The sequence below is a fragment of the Stenotrophomonas genospecies 5 genome, assembly GCF_054473825.1.
The window spans coordinates 776,951-793,965 of the sequence record NZ_JBTMUW010000001.1 but is presented as its reverse complement, the minus strand read 5'-3'; the positions used below and the strand labels follow the sequence as shown (position 1 = coordinate 793,965).

Sequence of the window (17,015 nt, the reverse complement as noted above, 5' to 3'; positions counted from 1 at the left end):
CCGGGTTGGCTGCGGCCCAGGCCAGGTACCGCCGACGGCGCAGCCTCAACGATCATTGAGGCTGCGCACCTCCAGCGCCTCGCGCAGCGTGGCCAGATCCACCGGGCCGCGCACGCTGATGTCGCGGCTCTCGCCCGGCAGCAGATCGAGCAGGTTGTCCTCCAGTTGCACCTCCAGGGCACCGAAGTCCACCCATGCCGCGCGCACGAATGCGCTGCTCTGCAGCCGCAGCCGGTAGTGGTCCCCCTCGATGTCCAGCGTGGCCCTGAGCGCCTGGCGGGGCAGCACCTGATCCTTGGCCTCGACGAATCCCACGACCTGACGCGCAGTCGTCTTCCCTCCCTGCAGCACCTCGAACACGGCAATCGTGCGCTTCGGATCGGCACCCGCCAGCAGTTCTGCATCACTGAAATCGCCGACCGCCGTCACGCCCGCGGCCGCCAGGGTCACCGCCTGCTCGCGACGACGTAGCACTTTGCCGTCGACATCCATCACCCGCAGCCGCCAGCGCGCCTCGCCGGCGTCGCCATCGTTGAGCAGACGCACGCGTGTCGTGCCCTCGTCACGCAGCGCCGCCACGGCAACGGGAGCGAAGAAGCGCCGCGCCTGGTAGTGCAGCGCCTTCCAGCGCCCGAAGTAGTCCACACTCGACCAGGACGCACCCGGCCATACGTCATTGAGCTGCCAGTAGAGCGAGCCCATCGTGTAGGGGCGTGAGGCGCGATGGTGCAGCGCTGCCAGAGCGATGCCATCGGCCTGCATCACCTGGCTGAGATACACGAAGTCCGCGAAATCCTTCGGCGTACCGTAACCCCGCTCGATATAGTGCAGCAGACGGCTGTTGCCCTCGCCCGCCATGAATTTCTGGTGCGCGCGAATCACCGGGCTGTCGATCCGCTGCTCGGCGCGGGTTGCGATCTGGTCCACCGTAGCCACGGCCGGCCACGCCTGCAGGCCGTACTCGGACATGAAGCGCGGCGTCTCGCGCAGATAGGCCTGCACCGGCAGCGCCGGATTGCCCCACACCTGCCAGTAGTGCTTGTCGCCACGGGTGGAGTCGTTGGCCTTCTCGTCGAGGTCGTTGCTGGGCGAACTGGACCAGTACGGCACCCCCAGCCCTTCTTCACGGACCACCGCACGCAGGTCATTGCCGAACAGGTCCACATAGCCCTGCCAGACCTTTGCTGCAAAGGCCGGATCCGCGGCCTTCAGGTCGCGGCCATGGCCCCAGTCCTTCCACGCGGTTTCCTCTTCGTTGTTGCCACACCACAACACGATGCTGGGGTGATGGCGCAGGCGGCGCACGTTGTCGCGTGCCTCGGCAACCACGCTGGCGCGGAATGCCGGGTCGTAACCGGGCTGCATGCCGCCGCCGAACATGAAGTCCTGCCAGACCAGCAGGCCCAGTTCATCGGCAATATCGAAGAACACATCGTCTTCGTAGTAGCCGCCGCCCCAGTTGCGCAGCATGTTCATGTTGGCGTCGCGCGCGGCGGTCAGCACCTGGCGCACGCGCGCGGGATCCACATGGGCCGGGAACGCGTCGAAGGGAATCACGTTCGCACCCTTGGCGAAGACCGGCACGCCGTTGATCACGAATGCGAAGCCCTGGCCGCCATCAGCGTCCTTGTCGCGGCGCAGCTCGACCGTGCGCAGGCCGATGCGCTGCTCGCGCGCGAGCGACTCGCTATCGCCGCTGTCCAGGCGGACCGCCACCACGTAGCGATCCTGTGCCCCGTAGCCGACCGGCCACCAGCGGCGCGGCTGGGCAAGCGCCACAGGCAGCTCCACCGTATTCGCTCCCGGGGCCACTGCAACGTGCCGCTGCACCCGCGCGACACTGCGCATCTCCGGATCGAACACCTCCACATCGACGGCCGCGGTACCCGCGGCAGCGTCCTGTTCCACCTGCAGCACGACCGCAAGCTTCGCCTGCTGCGCGTCCAGCATCTCGGTGCGTACGGCCACATCGCCGAGGCGGCGCCCCCCCCAGGACTCCAGGTCGATGCCACGCCAGACCCCGGCGGTGACATAGCGCGGACCCCAGTCCCAGCCGAAATGGTAGGCCGGCTTGCGCGCGAAATTACCGACCATCGCATCCTTCGGCTCGTCACCGTAGGGCGATGGATAATTGCCAGCGATCCTGTGCGGCATCGCCTGGACAGCAGGCAGCAGCGTGCGGATCGGCGAACGGAACACGATCTGCAGCGTGTTGCCCGTCGCCTTCAGGCGGCCGTCCACGCGCACGCGCCAGCTGCGGTGAGCGTTGTCGGCGCGCAACAGCGGCCTGCCGTTGAGGGTGACTTCCGCGTAGGTATCCAGACCGTCAAAGCGCAGTTCCGCGTTCGGCCTGGCCAGGGTCGCGGCGTCCACATCGAAACGTGCACGGTATTCCCATGCCGCCAGGCCGATCCACTGCAGCTCGGCCTCGGCGGCGCCGACGTAAGGATCACGGATCAGTTCATGCGCCAGCAGGTCGGTGTGGATGCTGCCCGGCACCTGCGCGCTGCGCCATTGCTGCAGGCCGGGATGCGCCGCGCCCTGCGCGTCGCCCGGCAGCATGCGGAACTCCCAGCTTGCCTGTAACGGAGCGGCCGCTGCCGGGAATACGAGAGTGGCAATCCACAACAGGGCCAGAGAGGCGAATGGGCAAACGGCACGGAAAGGGCGATGCACGGGCGGGACTCCTGTTGTGTCCGCCGGGCATGGCCCGGCGCTACCGATCATGCTTCCGCCGGGCATGGCCCGGCGCTACCGATCATGCTCAACGCACGACGTTCAGCACTTCGTAGCAGGCACCCATGGTGTGGTAATCCACCTTGCCTGCGGGGCTTTTTTCATCGCTGTACTTGCGGTTGTCTGCATCGAGAATGCGGAACCAGGCGCCGTAGCGGTGATCGACAAAGTGCTCCCAGGAATAGGCACAGATGCGGTCGTACCACTGCCAGTAGCGGTCATCACCGGTGCGCGCAGCCATCAGCGCAGCGGTTGCCAGGGTTTCGGCCTGTACCCAGAAGTACTTGTCGTCGTCGCAGACGAAGCTGTCGCCGCCGATCGGCGCGCCGTCCATGCCCGGCTGCCGCCGTGACTCCGGCGCGAAACCGTAGTACAGGCCACCACGGGCCTCGTCCCAGCTGCGCTCCACGGCCACGTCGAACAGATGACGCGCCGTCGGCACCAGCCAGTCGGCCTGCACGTGCCGATCCAGGATCAGCAGCAGTTTGGCCCACTCCGTCTGGTGGCCCGGCTGGAAACCCCAGGGACGGAACAGATGCTTGGGGTCGTCCAGGTTGTAGTTCCAGTCGATCTCCCAGTTGGAATCGTAGTGCTCCCATACCAGGCCACCGGCCTTGGCTGCCTGGCGACGGGTCATGTTGTCGGCCAGCTGCAGGGCACGTTCCACATAGCGCTGTTCGCCACTGGCCTCGAACGCAGCCAGCATGGCCTCGCACATGTGCATGTTGGCGTTCTGTCCACGGTAACCGGTGAAGTTCCACTGGCCGTCCGCCTCGTCCCGGTACAGACCGTGCTGCGGCTCCCAGAAGCGCGCCTCCAGCAGCTGCCAGGTCTCATCCATCCACGCGCGGGCCTGCTCGATGCCGGCCTTCAACGCGCAGCTGTAGGCCAGCAGGACGAACGCCACGCCATAGCAGTGATTCATGTCGTCCTCGACCTGGCCATCGCGCAGGGTCCAGGCATAGCCACCGGTGGCCGGATTGCGGTGCACCTCACGCAGATAGCGCACGCCATGCTCGACGGCCTCGCGGTACTCGGCCTTGCCGAACTCGCGATAGGCCATCGCGTAGTTGAAGACGAAACGGGTGCTGCTTACCAGATGGCGATGGCTGGCATCGTAGACGCTGCCGTCGTCACGGAAATAATGGAAGAAGCCACCGGCCGGATCGATGCAGCGCGGATGATAGAACGCCAGGGTGTCGGCGATATGCGCGCGCAGGAACGCGGGCGAACGGAAGTCGGGCGAGGTGCTCATGCGGTAATGTCCTGTGCCTGCAGCAGCTGCTGCACTTCGTCGAGCGAGGGCATCGCGGCGAACGCGCCCTTGCGGGTAACGGCCAGCGCGCCGACCGCGGCACCGAAGCGCAGCGTGGCGTCGATGGCCTGCGGGTCCCGGCAGAACGCGCTGAATCCCGCGCCTGCGCCACCCCGCTCCAGCAGTCCCACCAGCACGCCTCCCACGAAGGCATCACCGGCTGCGGTGGTATCGACAGCGGCGACCTGGAAGCTGGTCACCGTGCCCTGCGCCTGGCGGGTGTACCAGCGCAGCGTGGCCGCACCATCGGTCACGATCACCCAGCGAGCCTGCGCCGCCAGCAGCCGCTGCAGCACCGCGTCCTCGCCGCCGTCGCCCAGGGGCGCCGCCAGGTAGTCCAGTTCTTCGCGCGACAGCTTGACCAGGTCCGCGCGTTCGAGCGCCTGCCACAGGCGCGGCGACGGATCGACATCGGCCGGCCACAGCGCCGGCCGCAGGTTGAGGTCGAGACTGACCACAGCCCCGGCAGCGCGCGCGCGCTCCATGCCCGCGAAGGTTGCGTCCGCGATGGCCGCCTCGGTCAGGCTGTTGGAGCAGACGTGGAAGCACTGCGCACTGTCGAAGCAGGCGGCCTGGAAATCACTGTCGCGGAACAGCAGATCGGCCGCCGGCGGACGGTAGAAGCTGAAGCTGCGCTCTCCCTCTGCATCGAGAGCGACGAACGCCAGCGCGGTCTTGGCGGCATCGGTGCGGACGATGTAGTCGGTACCGACACCGTGCTCGGCCAGGCTTTCGGCCAGGAAATCGCCGAACATGTCGCGGCCCAGCATGCCGACGAACTGGGTCTTCGCGCCCAGCCGCGCGGCAGCCACCGCGACGTTGGCCGGTGCCCCGCCGGCGTATTGCAGGAACGCGCGCGGCGTGTCCGCATTGGCCGGCGGCTGCGCCAGTAGATCGATCAAAATTTCGCCGAAGCAGACAATCGCACCCATTCCGGACTCAGCCTCCCTGCGTTGCGGAGGCCGGCGTACGTGCGCCGACCAGTCCGTAGAAAATGATGTAGACGTAGCACAGCAGCGGCAGGATGAAGCTGGCCTGCACCCCGATGTGGTCGGCCAGCACGCCCTGCAGGTACGGCACCACGGCGCCGCCGACGATGGCCATGATCAGCAGGCTCGAGCCCTTGTTGGTCAGCGGCCCCAGGCGCTCGATGCTGAGCGCGAAGATGGTGGGGAACATGATCGAGTTGAACAGGCCGATCGGCACCACCGAGTACAGCGCGACACTGCCGGCGCTGGCCATGGTCAGCGCCAGCAGTCCGACGTTGACCAGTGCGAAGATCGCCAGCAGGCGGCTCGGCGAGAAGCGGGCCAGCAGCGCCGAGCCGGCAAAGCGGCCGACCATCGCCATCGTCCAGTAGGCGGAAACGTAGTGTGTGGCCTCCTGCTCGCTGAATCCGCCGATGTCGGGCATCGACAGGTAGTTCACCAGGAAGCTGCCGATCGACACTTCCGCACCGACATAGAAGAAGATGCCAAGCACGCCCAGCAGCAGATGACGCTGGCGCAGCGCATCCAGATAGCTGTGGTGATGCCCCTGGTCGGCCTGTTCGGTCGCATCGCTCAGCGCCGGCAGGCGGAACAGGAACACGAACAACGCCAGCAGCACCAGCGCCACCGCGAGGCCCACATACGGGCCCTGCACGGCCTGCGCCTCGGCAGCACGATAGGCCAGCTGTTCGGCGGCCGGCATCGCCGCCATTTCATCGGCGCTCTTGACCGTATTGGAAAGAATCAGCATGCCGCCGAAGATCGGCGCGATCGCCGTACCCAGCGAGTTCAACGCCTGAGCCAGGGTCAGCCGGCTGGAGCTGGTCTGCTCCGGGCCCAGCAGCGCCACATAGGGATTGGCCGCCACCTGCAGCACGGTGATGCCGGTGGCGAGCACGAACAATGCACCCAGGAAGGCGCCGTAGATCCGCAGTTCGGCCGCCGGCCAGAAGCCCAGCGCGCCCACACCTGCAATCAGCAGGCCGGCCACGATGCCCTTCTTGTAGCCGAGAGCCGCGACCAGGCGGCCAGCGGGCAGCGACATCAGGAAGTACGTACCGAAGAAGGTGAACTGCACCAGCATCGCCCGCGCGTAGTTCAGCTCGAACACCGCCTTCAGGTGTGGAATCAGGATGTCGTTGAGGCAGGTCAGGAAGCCCCACATGAAGAAGATGGTGGTCACCACGGCCAGGGCCTTGCCGTTGGTGACGGCCGGTGCGTTGCCCGGGGAACCCGACGGACGGGGCGTTGCTGAGATCGGCATGCGGAACGCGCCTCGTTGCGCGGAATCGTTGTTGCGTGGAAGGAGTAACGGCAGTGAAATCAGGTCGGCCGGGCGGCACTGCTTTCGCGGATCCGCAGCTGCACCGGAGCCACCGTGCGCCGTGGCGGCGCATCCGGTTCTTCCAGGCGCTGCAGCAGCAGTGCCGCCGCCTGCCGGCCACGCTCGCGCGGGTCGGCGGTCAGCGTCGTCAACGGTGGCACCGCCACCGAAGCCTCGGAAATATCGTCGAAGCCGGTGACAGCGAAATCGCCGCCCGGCCGGATGCCGCGCGAGTTCAGGCCCAGCATCAGCCCCAGCGCGACGGTGTCGTTGTAGCAGACCGCTGCGCTCGGCCGATGGCCATCGGCGAACAGTTCGTCGGTGCGTGCAGCCGCCTCCAGCCGGTTCGGCGCCGATTCGATCATCCAGCCGGGTGGCAGCGACAGTCCAGCCTCAGCCAGCGCCTGCTGGAAGCCGGCACGGCGCTGGTGGCAGGAACTGGACGCCGCGTGGCCGCCGAAGAAGGCGATATGGCGATGGCCGCGCTCGATCAGGTGGCGGGTGGCCAGATAGGCCCCATGCTGGTTGTCCAGCGTCAGGAAGTCCCAATCGGCCCCGTCCAGCTCACGGTTGAACAGCAGGACGTTGGCATTGGCTCCCAGTGCCTGGCGCAGCTGCGTGGCATCGCTGCCTTCGGCCGGCGACAGGATCAGCCCCGCCGGGGTGTGTTCCATCAGCGTGGACAGCACCGCCTGCTGGCGTTCCGGCGATTCGCCGGTGCTGCCCAGCAGGGTCACGTAGCCACGCCCACCCAGCGCCTCGTCGACGCCGGAGGCGAATTCGGCGAAGAATGGATTGGACAGGTCGTTGATCACCAGTGCGATGCTGGAGGACGTGCGCCGCCGCAGGTTGGCTGCTGCGCGGTTGTAGACATAGCGCTGGCGCCGCAGCTCGGCCTCGACCTTGGCCCGGGTATCGACGTTGACCAGCGGGCTGCCGCGCAGCACCAGCGACACGGTCGCCCGCGATACGCCGATGGCGCGCGCGATGTCGGTCACCGTCACTGCCTTGCCGGCGCGTTTGCTGGAAGTGCTGCTGCCGTTGTCGTTCATCGTATTCCCGGGCTCCGCTGAGGGCTCAAGCCTAATGGATCGCGGCCGTCTCGTGCCGTGCCGTTCGCTGGGTCGCCGCGAACGGCACAGCCCCGATCAACGCAGCTGGCTGCCAGGTGCCGCGCACCAGGACACCGGCAGATCCTTCACCGCCGTGCCCCACCCCTGGGTCGGCGCCTGCGCGTCGAGGGCGAAGTGCAGGCGCGGGCCCTGCTGCAGGCGCTCCCAGTCCAGCCAGACCGGGGGATGCGCCTGGCCATCGACCTGCACGCCCTGCACGTACTGCAGGCGGCGGCCGTCCGCCCCCGGGGCATTGATGCGCAGGGTGCGGCCATTGCCCATGTCGACCTCGACCCGGGCAAAGCGCGGCGTATGCAGCAGGAACTGGCCACTGCCCGGTACTGCCGGGTACATGCCGATCGCACTGAACAGGTACCACGCCGACATCGTTCCAAGATCGTCGTTGCCGGTCACGCCATTGGGCGCATTGGTGAACAGCTGCTGCGCGGCCCGCACCACCGCGGCGGTCTTCCACGGCTGGCCGATCAGGGTGTAGAGCCACGGCGCGTGCAGATCGGGTTCGTTGTTCGGGTTGTAGCGGAACTGGTTGTAGTAGCTGTAGGGTCCGACCACCCATTCGCGCCGCGCGGCATTGAGCGGGTCGGCCTGCAGTGCATCCATCGCGAAGAAGGCATCGAGCCGGCGCCCGGCCTGCTCACGACCGTCCATCGCCTCGACCAGCCCCGGCATGTCCTGCTGCGCCAGCCACTGGTACTGCCACGCGGTGCCTTCATGGAAGCCGTGGTGGGAACGTGGGCTGTAGTGCCCGTCGGCCGGGGTGTACCACTGCCCGTCCTCGGTGCGAGGCCGCGGGAAGCCGCTGAAGCCGGTCTCGGCGTCGCGGACCTGCGGGTCCCACACCTTGCGCCAGTTGCGGCCGCGCTCTCGCAGCGTCGCCGCATCCCGGGCGTGACCCAGGCCATCGGCCATCTGCGAAAGCGCGCAGTCGGCCAGTGCATATTCCAGAGTGGCCGAGCCGCCGTGATGCGGATCGACGTCCATGCCCTTGGACGGGAACGCACGGTCGTAGACCACGTAGCCCTTGTCCAGATAGGTCGGATTGCCCGACCGGCCCGCATGACGGGAATTCAACGGAGGGGTGCCGAACGCATTGCGGCGCAGCGCATCCCACGCCTGCGATTCACGGCCCTTGAACGCACCGAAACGCCACAGGTCGACCATGAACGGGGTCACCGGATCGCCGGTCATGATGTTCGTCTCAAAGTTGGCGTAACCCCAGCGTGGCAGCCAGCCCCCCTGCTCGTCGATCGCCAGCAGCGTGCGGCCGATGTCACGCGCCACATCGGGGCGGGTCAGCGCCAGCCATTGGTTCTGCGCACGGTAGGTATCCCATAGCGAGAAGTACTCGTAGTAGGTCCAGCCATCCGCGCGATGGATGCCATCGTCGTAGCCGCGGTAGCGGCCGTCGGCATCGCTGCCGGTCAGCGGCTGCAGCAGCGCGTGGTAGGCGGCGCTGTAGAACACCGTGCGGTCATCAGCACTGCCGCCCTGCACGCGCACCCGGCCCAGCTCCTCGCGCCACGCCTGCTGCGACAGCGCGCGCATGCGGTCGAACCCCATCAGCGCTCCGCCCTGCATGCCCTCGGTGCGCAGGTTGGTGCGCGCGCCTTCGGCATCGACGTGCGAAATCGCGCTCACCGCCGTGACCGACTGCCCCTTGGCCAGGTCGAAGCTCAACCAGGCACCGTTCGGCTTCTGCTCGCCTTCCATGCTGTGGCGCGCCCCCGGCAGGCCACCGGCCTCGCCCCAGGTACCATGCGCCTTGAACGGGCGATCGAACTCGATGCGGAACCACGTCGTGTACTGGTGGCCACCGCAGAAACTCTTGGTGACCAGCTTGCCCTCGACCACGCGGTCGCCGACCACGTCGATCACGCTGCCGATCACCGAATGGCGTTCATTCGCCTGGCCGACATTCACCAGCACGTGGCCATCGCCGCTTCGCTGGCTGAAGGTGTAGCGCTCGGCGGCGGCACGGGTGCGCGCGGTCGCCTCGGCATCGATGCCACCGTAGCTGGTCAGGCGCACCTTGTAGTAGCCGGCCTGGCCGATTTCGCCGTCATGCGTGTACGACGCGGCATAGGTCTTGTGGTTGAAGCTCTTGGCGTCGGCGGTGTCGAAATCGCCACCGGGACCGATGCTGCCGGTCACGGGCAGGACCGAGACCTGGCCGCCCTGCTCCCAGCACCCGGCACCGGACAGGAAGGAGTGGCCGAAGCCACGGATCTTCTCGTCGTCGTAGCGCCACCCCGAATAGTGGCTGCCGATGGGGCTGACCTGGATCAGGCCGAAGGGTGCCGAGGCGCCCGGGAACGTGTTGCCATCGTCCTTGCTGCCGATGAAGGTGTTCACCTCGCGCTCGAGTGCGGCCGGGGCGGCCTGCAGCAGCACCGGCGACATCGCCAGAGCGAGCAGCCAGGCCAATCGCGTCAACGGGCGCGGCGTCGAGGGGACAGCGGGAGCGGACGGCACTGGGCGCATGTCGGGTTCCTGTGGTCGATGGTGCGGTGGCAGACGGCTGGAGCCTGCAACGCCTTCCGCTGAGCGCTGCCTGCAGGCAGCCTGCTCCCCGTGGAATGGCGCGAGACCCGCGCAACCGTGAATTTAGATCGATTCAAGTAGAGCATGGCGATTCGCGCCAATGCATTCTGCGCCGCAGCATACGTCCCGCCGCGCGGCCTCTTGGCCGGCCTGCCGGGGAATCGCGCGAGAAAACGTTTCCAGCCGATTCAGAAAAACGTCATGCCCCCGCCACGGCAATACCATATTGCGCAGCAGCATGCGCCGACGGGCAACCCATGCTAAAAAACGCCCGCCCATCGCTTAGATCGATCCAAGACGACGTTGCGGTGGCCGGGAGTTTGGGGAAGCAGCGACAGGACGGGCCGGCACAGACAAAGGATGCAGTTGCAACTGCGTAGCGACCGCACCGGCATCACCAAAGATTAGATCGATTCAAGTCATCCGCACCACGTCACACGTCACCGGATCAATCCAGGAGAGAGGGAGAGATGGGAATGAGTCACTCAATACGCATGCATGGCCAGGACGCGCTGTCGCTGGCCATCGCGCTGGCATTGGCCGCCGCCGTCCTGCCGGCGGGCGCCGCCGCGCAGCAGGCCACCACCGGCACGCCCGACGCCACCACGCTGGACAGCGTCCAGGTCACCGGCTACCGCTACGCCATCGAAAAGAGCCTTGAGCAGAAGCGCGACGCCAACGCCGTGGTCGAAGTAATCACGGCCGAAGACGTCGGCAAGTTCCCCGACAAGAACGTGGCCGACGCGCTGCAGCGCGTACCGGGCGTGGTCATCACCCGCGACGGCGGCGAAGGCAAGACGGTCAGCGTGCGCGGCCTCGCTGCAGACCTGACGCTGACCCAGTTGAACGGCAACTACGTCGCCACCTCCGAGACCAACGACGAGGCGACCCGCTCTTTCAACTACACCCTTCTGCCGTCCAACATGCTGTCCAGCGCCGAGCTGTTCAAATCGCCGGAAGCGCGCATCGATGAAGGCGGCATCGGCGGCACGGTCATCCTGCACACCCGGCGCCCTCTGGACATGGAGTCCAACTCGGGCTTCGTCACCCTCGAAGGCACCTCGTCGGATACCAATCACGACATCGATCCGCAGGCCTCCGCACTGTACTCGTGGCACAGCAAGGACGAGCGTTTCGGCGTGCTGGTCGGCGTGACCCAGCAGAAGCGCACCAGCCGCACCATGGAAGTCACCACCGAGAACTATCAGTGGTACGGCACCGATACCGATGCGCGCGACGTGCATGGCAACCCCATGCTGCAGGACGGCATCGAGTACTGGTGGGGCAACTCCGGCTTCAACAACCAGAACGGTCGCAACTACACCGACTTCTTCATGCCGACCTCGGTCAATTTCGCGGTGAAGGAGGAAACGCGCGAGCGCAAGGGCGGGCAGCTGACCTTCCAGTTCAAGCCGGTCGACAACGTGACCATGACGGCCAACTACTTCCGCTTCGAGCTGGAGGGCAACTACGCCCAGCACATGCTGAAGGTGCCGGAGTGGAGCATGGCCCGCTTCAATGGTGACGGCAACTGGGCCGGCGGCCGCATGCTCAACGGGCTGGACTTCGATCCCAGCGGCACCGTCGTCACCGGCGCGCAGTTCGAGAAGCTGGCCGGCAAGACCTATTACTGCAATGAAGCCGAGGCCGAAGCGGCCGGGCTCGAGCCGGGGGGCTGGGGCCCCGATGACTGCACCATTCCGACCCCGCAGCTCACCGGCGGCTACAGCCGCGAAAAGGCGCTCTCGCAAACCGCCGACCTCAGCATCGACTGGGATATCAGCCCGCTGTGGAAGGCGTCGTTCACCGGCGGCCGCACCTGGTCCGAAGGCGGCCCCTCGATGAACTTCCGCATGTCAGCCAAACCGCGTCGGCAGACCAATGGCGTGTGGGAATCGTCCAGCAGCACCTCCTGGGACCTGACCGGCACGCCGTCGGGCACCTTCGCTCCCGACCTGCAGCAGCAGCTCATGGCCGGCATCGCCGAGATCGACACCGGTTCGACCGACTCGTCCTGGAAGCAGACCGAGATCAAGCAGAACTATTTCCAGGCCGATGTCACCAAGCTGTTCGAATCCGGCTGGCTGGACTCGATCCAGTTCGGTGCCAAGTATCGTGACGGCACGGTGCACCGCAACACCGGCAATACCTACTGGGTGTGCCAGGGCCGAGACCCGTCGGACTACGACAACAACCGCTACCAGAGCGGCTGCGACCCTACGGCCAATATCGCCCAGCCCGGCTTCTTCCTGTCCAACCCGATCAGCAACATCCCCGGCGGCTTCAATACCAACGTGTTCCCGGGCATCAACTATCCGGCCTACATCGATTACCTGAACAAGACCTACGGCGGTTCGCACAACCGTGTCGAGGACGACTTCATCTACAACGTCAACGAGAAGATCTACTCGGGCTACTTCCAGGCCAACTTCCGCACCGAGCGGGTGCGCGGCAACGTGGGCGTGCGCGTGGTGCGCACCAAGCAGCTGGCGCAGTCCACCGATTCGATCGAGCGTTTCGACGACTACTTCCTCGACAACGCCGCAGGCGCACCGATGGCGTGCTCCGACCCGGCCGCGGCGGCCTACCCGAACTACAGCTGCGAGAGCGGTTTCGTGCGCCTGCCCTACAACCTGGCACAGAGCAAGAGTTTCGAGCTGCTGGGCGTGGACCGCACCTACACCGACGTCCTGCCGAGCTTCAACATCGCCTGGGACATCACCGATACCCTGCTGCTGCGCGGCGCCGCCTCCAAGGTCATCGCACGCCCCGGCTACACCGAGATCGGCGCTCCGGGCAGCCTGCGCTACTACAGCGAGGAGTACGTCAATGACCGCCGCGTGGCCGGCGGTGCACCGACCCCGGGCTGGACCGGCGACGGCAGCAACAAGCAGCTTGAACCCTTCGAGGCCACCCAGTTCGACCTCGGCCTGGAGTGGTACTTCCAGCCTGGCGCGGTGGCCGGCGTGGGCCTGTTCCGCAAGAACGTGGACAACTTCACCGTGCCTGTCGTGCGCGACATGCAGATGCAGGTCGGTGGCGAAACCGTGACCGTGCAGGACTACGAGACCCGTGCCAACGGCCAGGACGGCGTGTCGCAGGGCGTGGAGCTGTACGGCCAGTACACCTTCGATTTCGGCGTCGGCGTGCAGGCGAACTACACCTACAACGACACCAACCTGGCCTCGATCGTGCTGGATGGGCAGAACATCGGCTCGTCGCCGCTGGTCGGCAGCGCCAAGAACCAGGCCAACGTGACGGTGTTCTACGAGAACGACAAGTTCCTTGCCCGCGCCTCGTACAACCGTCGCGGCCAGGTGGTCGGCGGACTGAACAACGGCATGACGGTCTACACCGAGCCGTACGACCAGCTTGATCTCAACGTGGCCTACAACCTCACCCCGGAGTGGACCCTGACCGCGTCGGTGATCAACGCCACCAGGTCCGAGCAGCGCGTGCATCTGGGCAATGACACCAAGGCCCGCCTGATCTCCAATACCTACGCGGGCCGCCAGCTGTACTTCGGCGCGACCTGGAAGTTCTAAGGCAGTCGCCCCGCCTGGCGCGGGGACATTCCTCCACGGCAGTCACGCTGGTACAGGTGGCTGCCGTTTTTCATGGGCACCGCGGAGGCTTCACTTGACCCTGCCATCGTTGGAAGGTGCACACTGGCTGCATTCCCCGGAACCGAAGGAGCTACAGATGGACTTCCATGTTGACGGCATGACCTGCGGCGGATGCGCGCGCAGCGTGACCCGCGCGATCCAGAGCGTTGATCCGCAGGCCACCGTGGTCGCCGATCCGCCGACAGGCCGCGTGCAGGTGCAGACCACGGCCAGCGAAGCGGAGATCTTCGCCGCTGTGAAGGACGCAGGCTTCCCGCCGCGCACCGCCTGATCGCCCGGCTCCGGGCGATGCTCACGTCCTTCTGAAGGAGCCACAGCACTCCCGCCGCGCAGGTGCGAAGGCCCCTGCGCCCCGCGGCTCAGCTCCGGCGCGCCTGCCGCCGCCGCGCCGCGACTGGCTCCGCGCCTTCCTCGCCCTCCTCCAGCCGCTGCAGGATCGGGCACTCCGGCCGCTCGTCGCCCGCACAGCAGCTGATCAGCGACTTCAGCGTATCGGCCATCTGCCGCATGTGGTCGATGCGCTGCTCGAGATCATCGATGTGCTGCTCGGCCAGGCGCTTGACGTCGGCGCTGTGGCGCGAGGTATCGTTCCACAGACCCAGCAGATCCGTGATCTCGGCGACCGAGAATCCCAGGTCCCGCGCGCGGCGGATGAACCGCAGTCGATGCACGTCGGCGTGCGAATAGGCCCGGTAGCCGGATGCCGTACGGTCGGCAGCAGGAATCAGCCCGATCTGCTCGTAGTAGCGGATCATCTTCGCCGAAACGCTCGATGCCTTCGCGGCCTCACCGATGTTCAAGACAGTCTCCTTTTCAGTGGCTGGCGGCGTCGGCCATCGGCGCCCGGAAGCGACGCAGGCGCAGTGCATTGCCCAGCACGAACACGCTGGACAGTGCCATCGCACCGGCGGCGAATACCGGCGACAGCAGGATGCCGAAAGCCGGATACAGCACGCCGGCGGCCACCGGAATCAGAGCGGTGTTGTAGGCGAAGGCCCAGAACAGATTCTGCCGGATGTTGCCAAGGGTGGCCCTGGACAGCGCGATGGCATTGGGCACGCCCAGCAGACTGCCGGACATCAGCACTACATCGGCCGATTCCACCGCCACATCGGTACCGGTGCCGATGGCCAGGCCCACATCCGCCTCCGCCAGCGCCGGCGCATCGTTGATGCCGTCGCCGACGAAGGCGACGTGACCATGCGCAGCCTTGAGGCGTCGCACCGCCTCCACCTTGCCTTCGGGCAGCACTTCGGCCACGACCTCGTCGATGCCCAGCTGGCGTGCGATCGCCTGTGCGGTGCGCGCATTGTCGCCGGTGATCATCGCCACCTTCAGTCCCAGCTCATGCAGTGCGGTGATGGCGGCCGGCGTGCTCGTCCTGATCGGGTCGGACACTGCGATCACCGCTGCCAGCCGGCCATCGAAGGCGGCGTACAGCGGCGACTTTCCTTCACCTCCCAGACGCTGCACCAGCGCGGCAACGCCATCGATATCAACGCCCTGCGTTCGCATGAACCGGTCGGCCCCGACTTCAATGCGGCTTCCCTGCACGATCGCACGCACCCCCATGCCGGTGACCGATTCGAACGCCTGCAGGGCCGGCACGGAGATGCCCTCCTCCTCGGCGGCCTTCACGATCGCGCGTGCGATCGGATGCTCCGAGCGCGATTCAACAGCCGCGACCGCGCCCAGCACCGCCGCTCGCGCAAAACCGTTGCTCAGTTCCAGATCGGTCAATCGCGGGCGGCCCTCGGTCAGGGTTCCGGTCTTGTCCACCGCCACCACCCGCGCATCCTTCAGCAACTGCAGTGCCTCGCCCTTGCGGAACAGCACGCCCATCTCCGCGCCCCGCCCGGTGCCGACCATGATCGAGGTCGGCGTTGCCAGCCCCATCGCACAGGGGCACGCAATGATCAGCACGGCCACGGCATTGACCAGGGCGAAGGTAAGCGCCGGGGACGGCCCGAGCAGCAGCCACGCCACGAAGGTGGCCAACGCGGCCAGCATCACCGCAGGCACGAACCACAGCGTGACCCTGTCGACCACGGCCTGGATCGGCAGTTTCGACCCCTGTGCCTGTTCAACCAGGCGGATGATCTGCGCAAGCACGGTCTGCGCACCTACCGCCGTGGCACGCACGGTCAGTGCTCCCTGCTGGTTGACCGTACCACCGACCACGGCCGCGCCCGATGCCTTTTCAACCGGAACCGGCTCACCGCTGATCATCGACTCATCGACGAAGCTGCGCCCCTCGACCACCTCGCCATCCACCGGGACGCGTTCGCCAGGACGTATTTCCACGAGGTCGTCACTGACCACCTCGCCCACCGGGACGTCGACCACCCGACCGTCGCGTACTACGTGGGCGACCTTGGCCTGGAGCTTGACCAGCCGCTTGATGGCTTCCGACGTACGGCCCTTGGCACGCGCCTCGAGAAAGCGGCCCAGCAGGATCAGCGCGACGATCACCGCCGCAGCTTCGTAATAGACGTTCACCGTGCCGGGCGGCAGCAGCCGCGGTGCGAAGGTCGCGATCACCGAGTAGCCGAACGCCGCCGCGGTGCCCACCGCGACCAGCGAGTTCATGTCCGGTGCCAAACGCAGCAGTGCCGGAATGCCCTTCTGGTAGAAGCGCCGGCCGGGAATCACCAGAACCAGCGTGGTCAGCACGAACTGCACATACCAGCTGGCCTGCAACCCGATGGTCGACATCACCCAGTGGTGCATGCCCGGGATCAGATGCGATCCCATCTCCAGTACGAACACCGGCAGGGCCAGCACGCTGGCCAGTATCAGCGCGTGTTTGAGTTCAGCACGCTCGGCGTCCTTCTTCTCCCCGCCGTCATCGGCCTGCGCGCTGCCATCGAGAAGACGAGCGCCGTAGCCCGCCCTGTCGATCGCCGCCAGCAGCGCCTCCACGTCTGCTGCGCCGCGAACGGTGGCACGCTCGGTGGCCAGGTTGACGCTCGCCGCGCTCACGCCCGGCACGGCCAGCAGCGCGCGTTCGACCCGGCCCACGCAGGACGCGCAGGTCATGCCCTCCACGGCCAGCTCCACGGTCGTGGCCGCAACCTCATAGCCGACCTTGTGCACCGCCTGGATCAAGGCGGCGCGGTCCACCGGCCCCGACGGACGGATATCGGCACGTTCCGTGGCCAGGTTCACCGAGACGCTGCCGACCCCCTCCACCTTGGCCAGCGCGGCCTCGACCCGGCCTACGCAGCTCGCGCAGGTCATGCCTTCGATGGGCAGGCTGATCGGATCAGGCACGGAAGCGGCGGTGTTGGCGTGCGACAGGCTCATGACTGGATTCCCGGGTTCCTTCTGGACAGGAACAGGCTAAACCTT

The 17,015-nt window shown here is 66.7% G+C and carries 10 protein-coding genes; 2 read left to right on the top strand and 8 right to left on the bottom strand.

Annotation, left to right across the window (positions count from 1 at the left end):
* Positions 1 to 45 precede the first annotated feature (45 nt).
* The 6 genes from ACX9OW_RS03795 to ACX9OW_RS03770 all read right to left on the bottom strand — a co-directional run bounded on the left by ACX9OW_RS03795 (position 46) and on the right by ACX9OW_RS03770 (position 9,978).
* Complete coding sequence (locus ACX9OW_RS03795; protein ID WP_429000964.1) at positions 46 to 2,742, bottom strand: beta-mannosidase; 2,697 nt, start codon at positions 2,740 to 2,742, stop codon at positions 46 to 48.
* Between the two features lie 22 nt (positions 2,743 to 2,764).
* Positions 2,765 to 3,991 (bottom strand): AGE family epimerase/isomerase, encoded by a 1,227-nt coding sequence (locus ACX9OW_RS03790; protein ID WP_459061961.1) that lies wholly within the window; start codon positions 3,989 to 3,991, stop codon positions 2,765 to 2,767.
* Positions 3,988 to 4,983, bottom strand: a complete 996-nt coding sequence (locus ACX9OW_RS03785) for a carbohydrate kinase family protein (protein ID WP_053516706.1) — start codon at positions 4,981 to 4,983, stop codon at positions 3,988 to 3,990. Before ACX9OW_RS03785 ends, ACX9OW_RS03790 begins: the two co-directional genes overlap by 4 nt.
* Before the next feature lie 7 nt (positions 4,984 to 4,990).
* Positions 4,991 to 6,304, bottom strand: a complete 1,314-nt coding sequence (gene fucP, locus ACX9OW_RS03780) for an L-fucose:H+ symporter permease (protein WP_459061960.1) — start codon at positions 6,302 to 6,304, stop codon at positions 4,991 to 4,993.
* Positions 6,305 to 6,363: 59 nt separating this feature from the next.
* A complete protein-coding gene (locus tag ACX9OW_RS03775; RefSeq protein WP_180875969.1) occupies positions 6,364 to 7,416 on the bottom strand; it encodes a LacI family DNA-binding transcriptional regulator in 1,053 nt (350 codons plus the stop codon).
* Between the two features lie 96 nt (positions 7,417 to 7,512).
* A complete protein-coding gene (locus ACX9OW_RS03770) occupies positions 7,513 to 9,978 on the bottom strand; it encodes a GH92 family glycosyl hydrolase (protein WP_459061959.1) in 2,466 nt (821 codons plus the stop codon).
* Between the two features lie 530 nt (positions 9,979 to 10,508).
* Between ACX9OW_RS03770 and ACX9OW_RS03765 the strand changes: the two genes are divergently transcribed.
* Positions 10,509 to 13,583: a TonB-dependent receptor gene (locus ACX9OW_RS03765; RefSeq protein ID WP_459061958.1), complete on the top strand. Its 3,075-nt coding sequence runs from the start codon at positions 10,509 to 10,511 to the stop codon at positions 13,581 to 13,583.
* Positions 13,584 to 13,740: 157 nt separating this feature from the next.
* Positions 13,741 to 13,935 carry a heavy-metal-associated domain-containing protein gene (locus ACX9OW_RS03760; RefSeq protein ID WP_253118757.1) on the top strand — a complete coding sequence of 65 codons (195 nt, stop codon included), beginning with the start codon at positions 13,741 to 13,743 and terminating at the stop codon, positions 13,933 to 13,935.
* A gap of 88 nt (positions 13,936 to 14,023) precedes the next feature.
* Here the strand turns inward: ACX9OW_RS03760 and cueR are convergent, their stop codons facing one another.
* Complete coding sequence (gene cueR, locus ACX9OW_RS03755) at positions 14,024 to 14,464, bottom strand: Cu(I)-responsive transcriptional regulator (RefSeq protein WP_053516714.1); 441 nt, start codon at positions 14,462 to 14,464, stop codon at positions 14,024 to 14,026.
* 13 nt (positions 14,465 to 14,477) lie between these two features.
* Entirely contained in the window at positions 14,478 to 16,970 is a 2,493-nt protein-coding gene (locus tag ACX9OW_RS03750) for a heavy metal translocating P-type ATPase (protein WP_459061957.1), read from the bottom strand.
* Positions 16,971 to 17,015 lie beyond the last annotated feature (45 nt).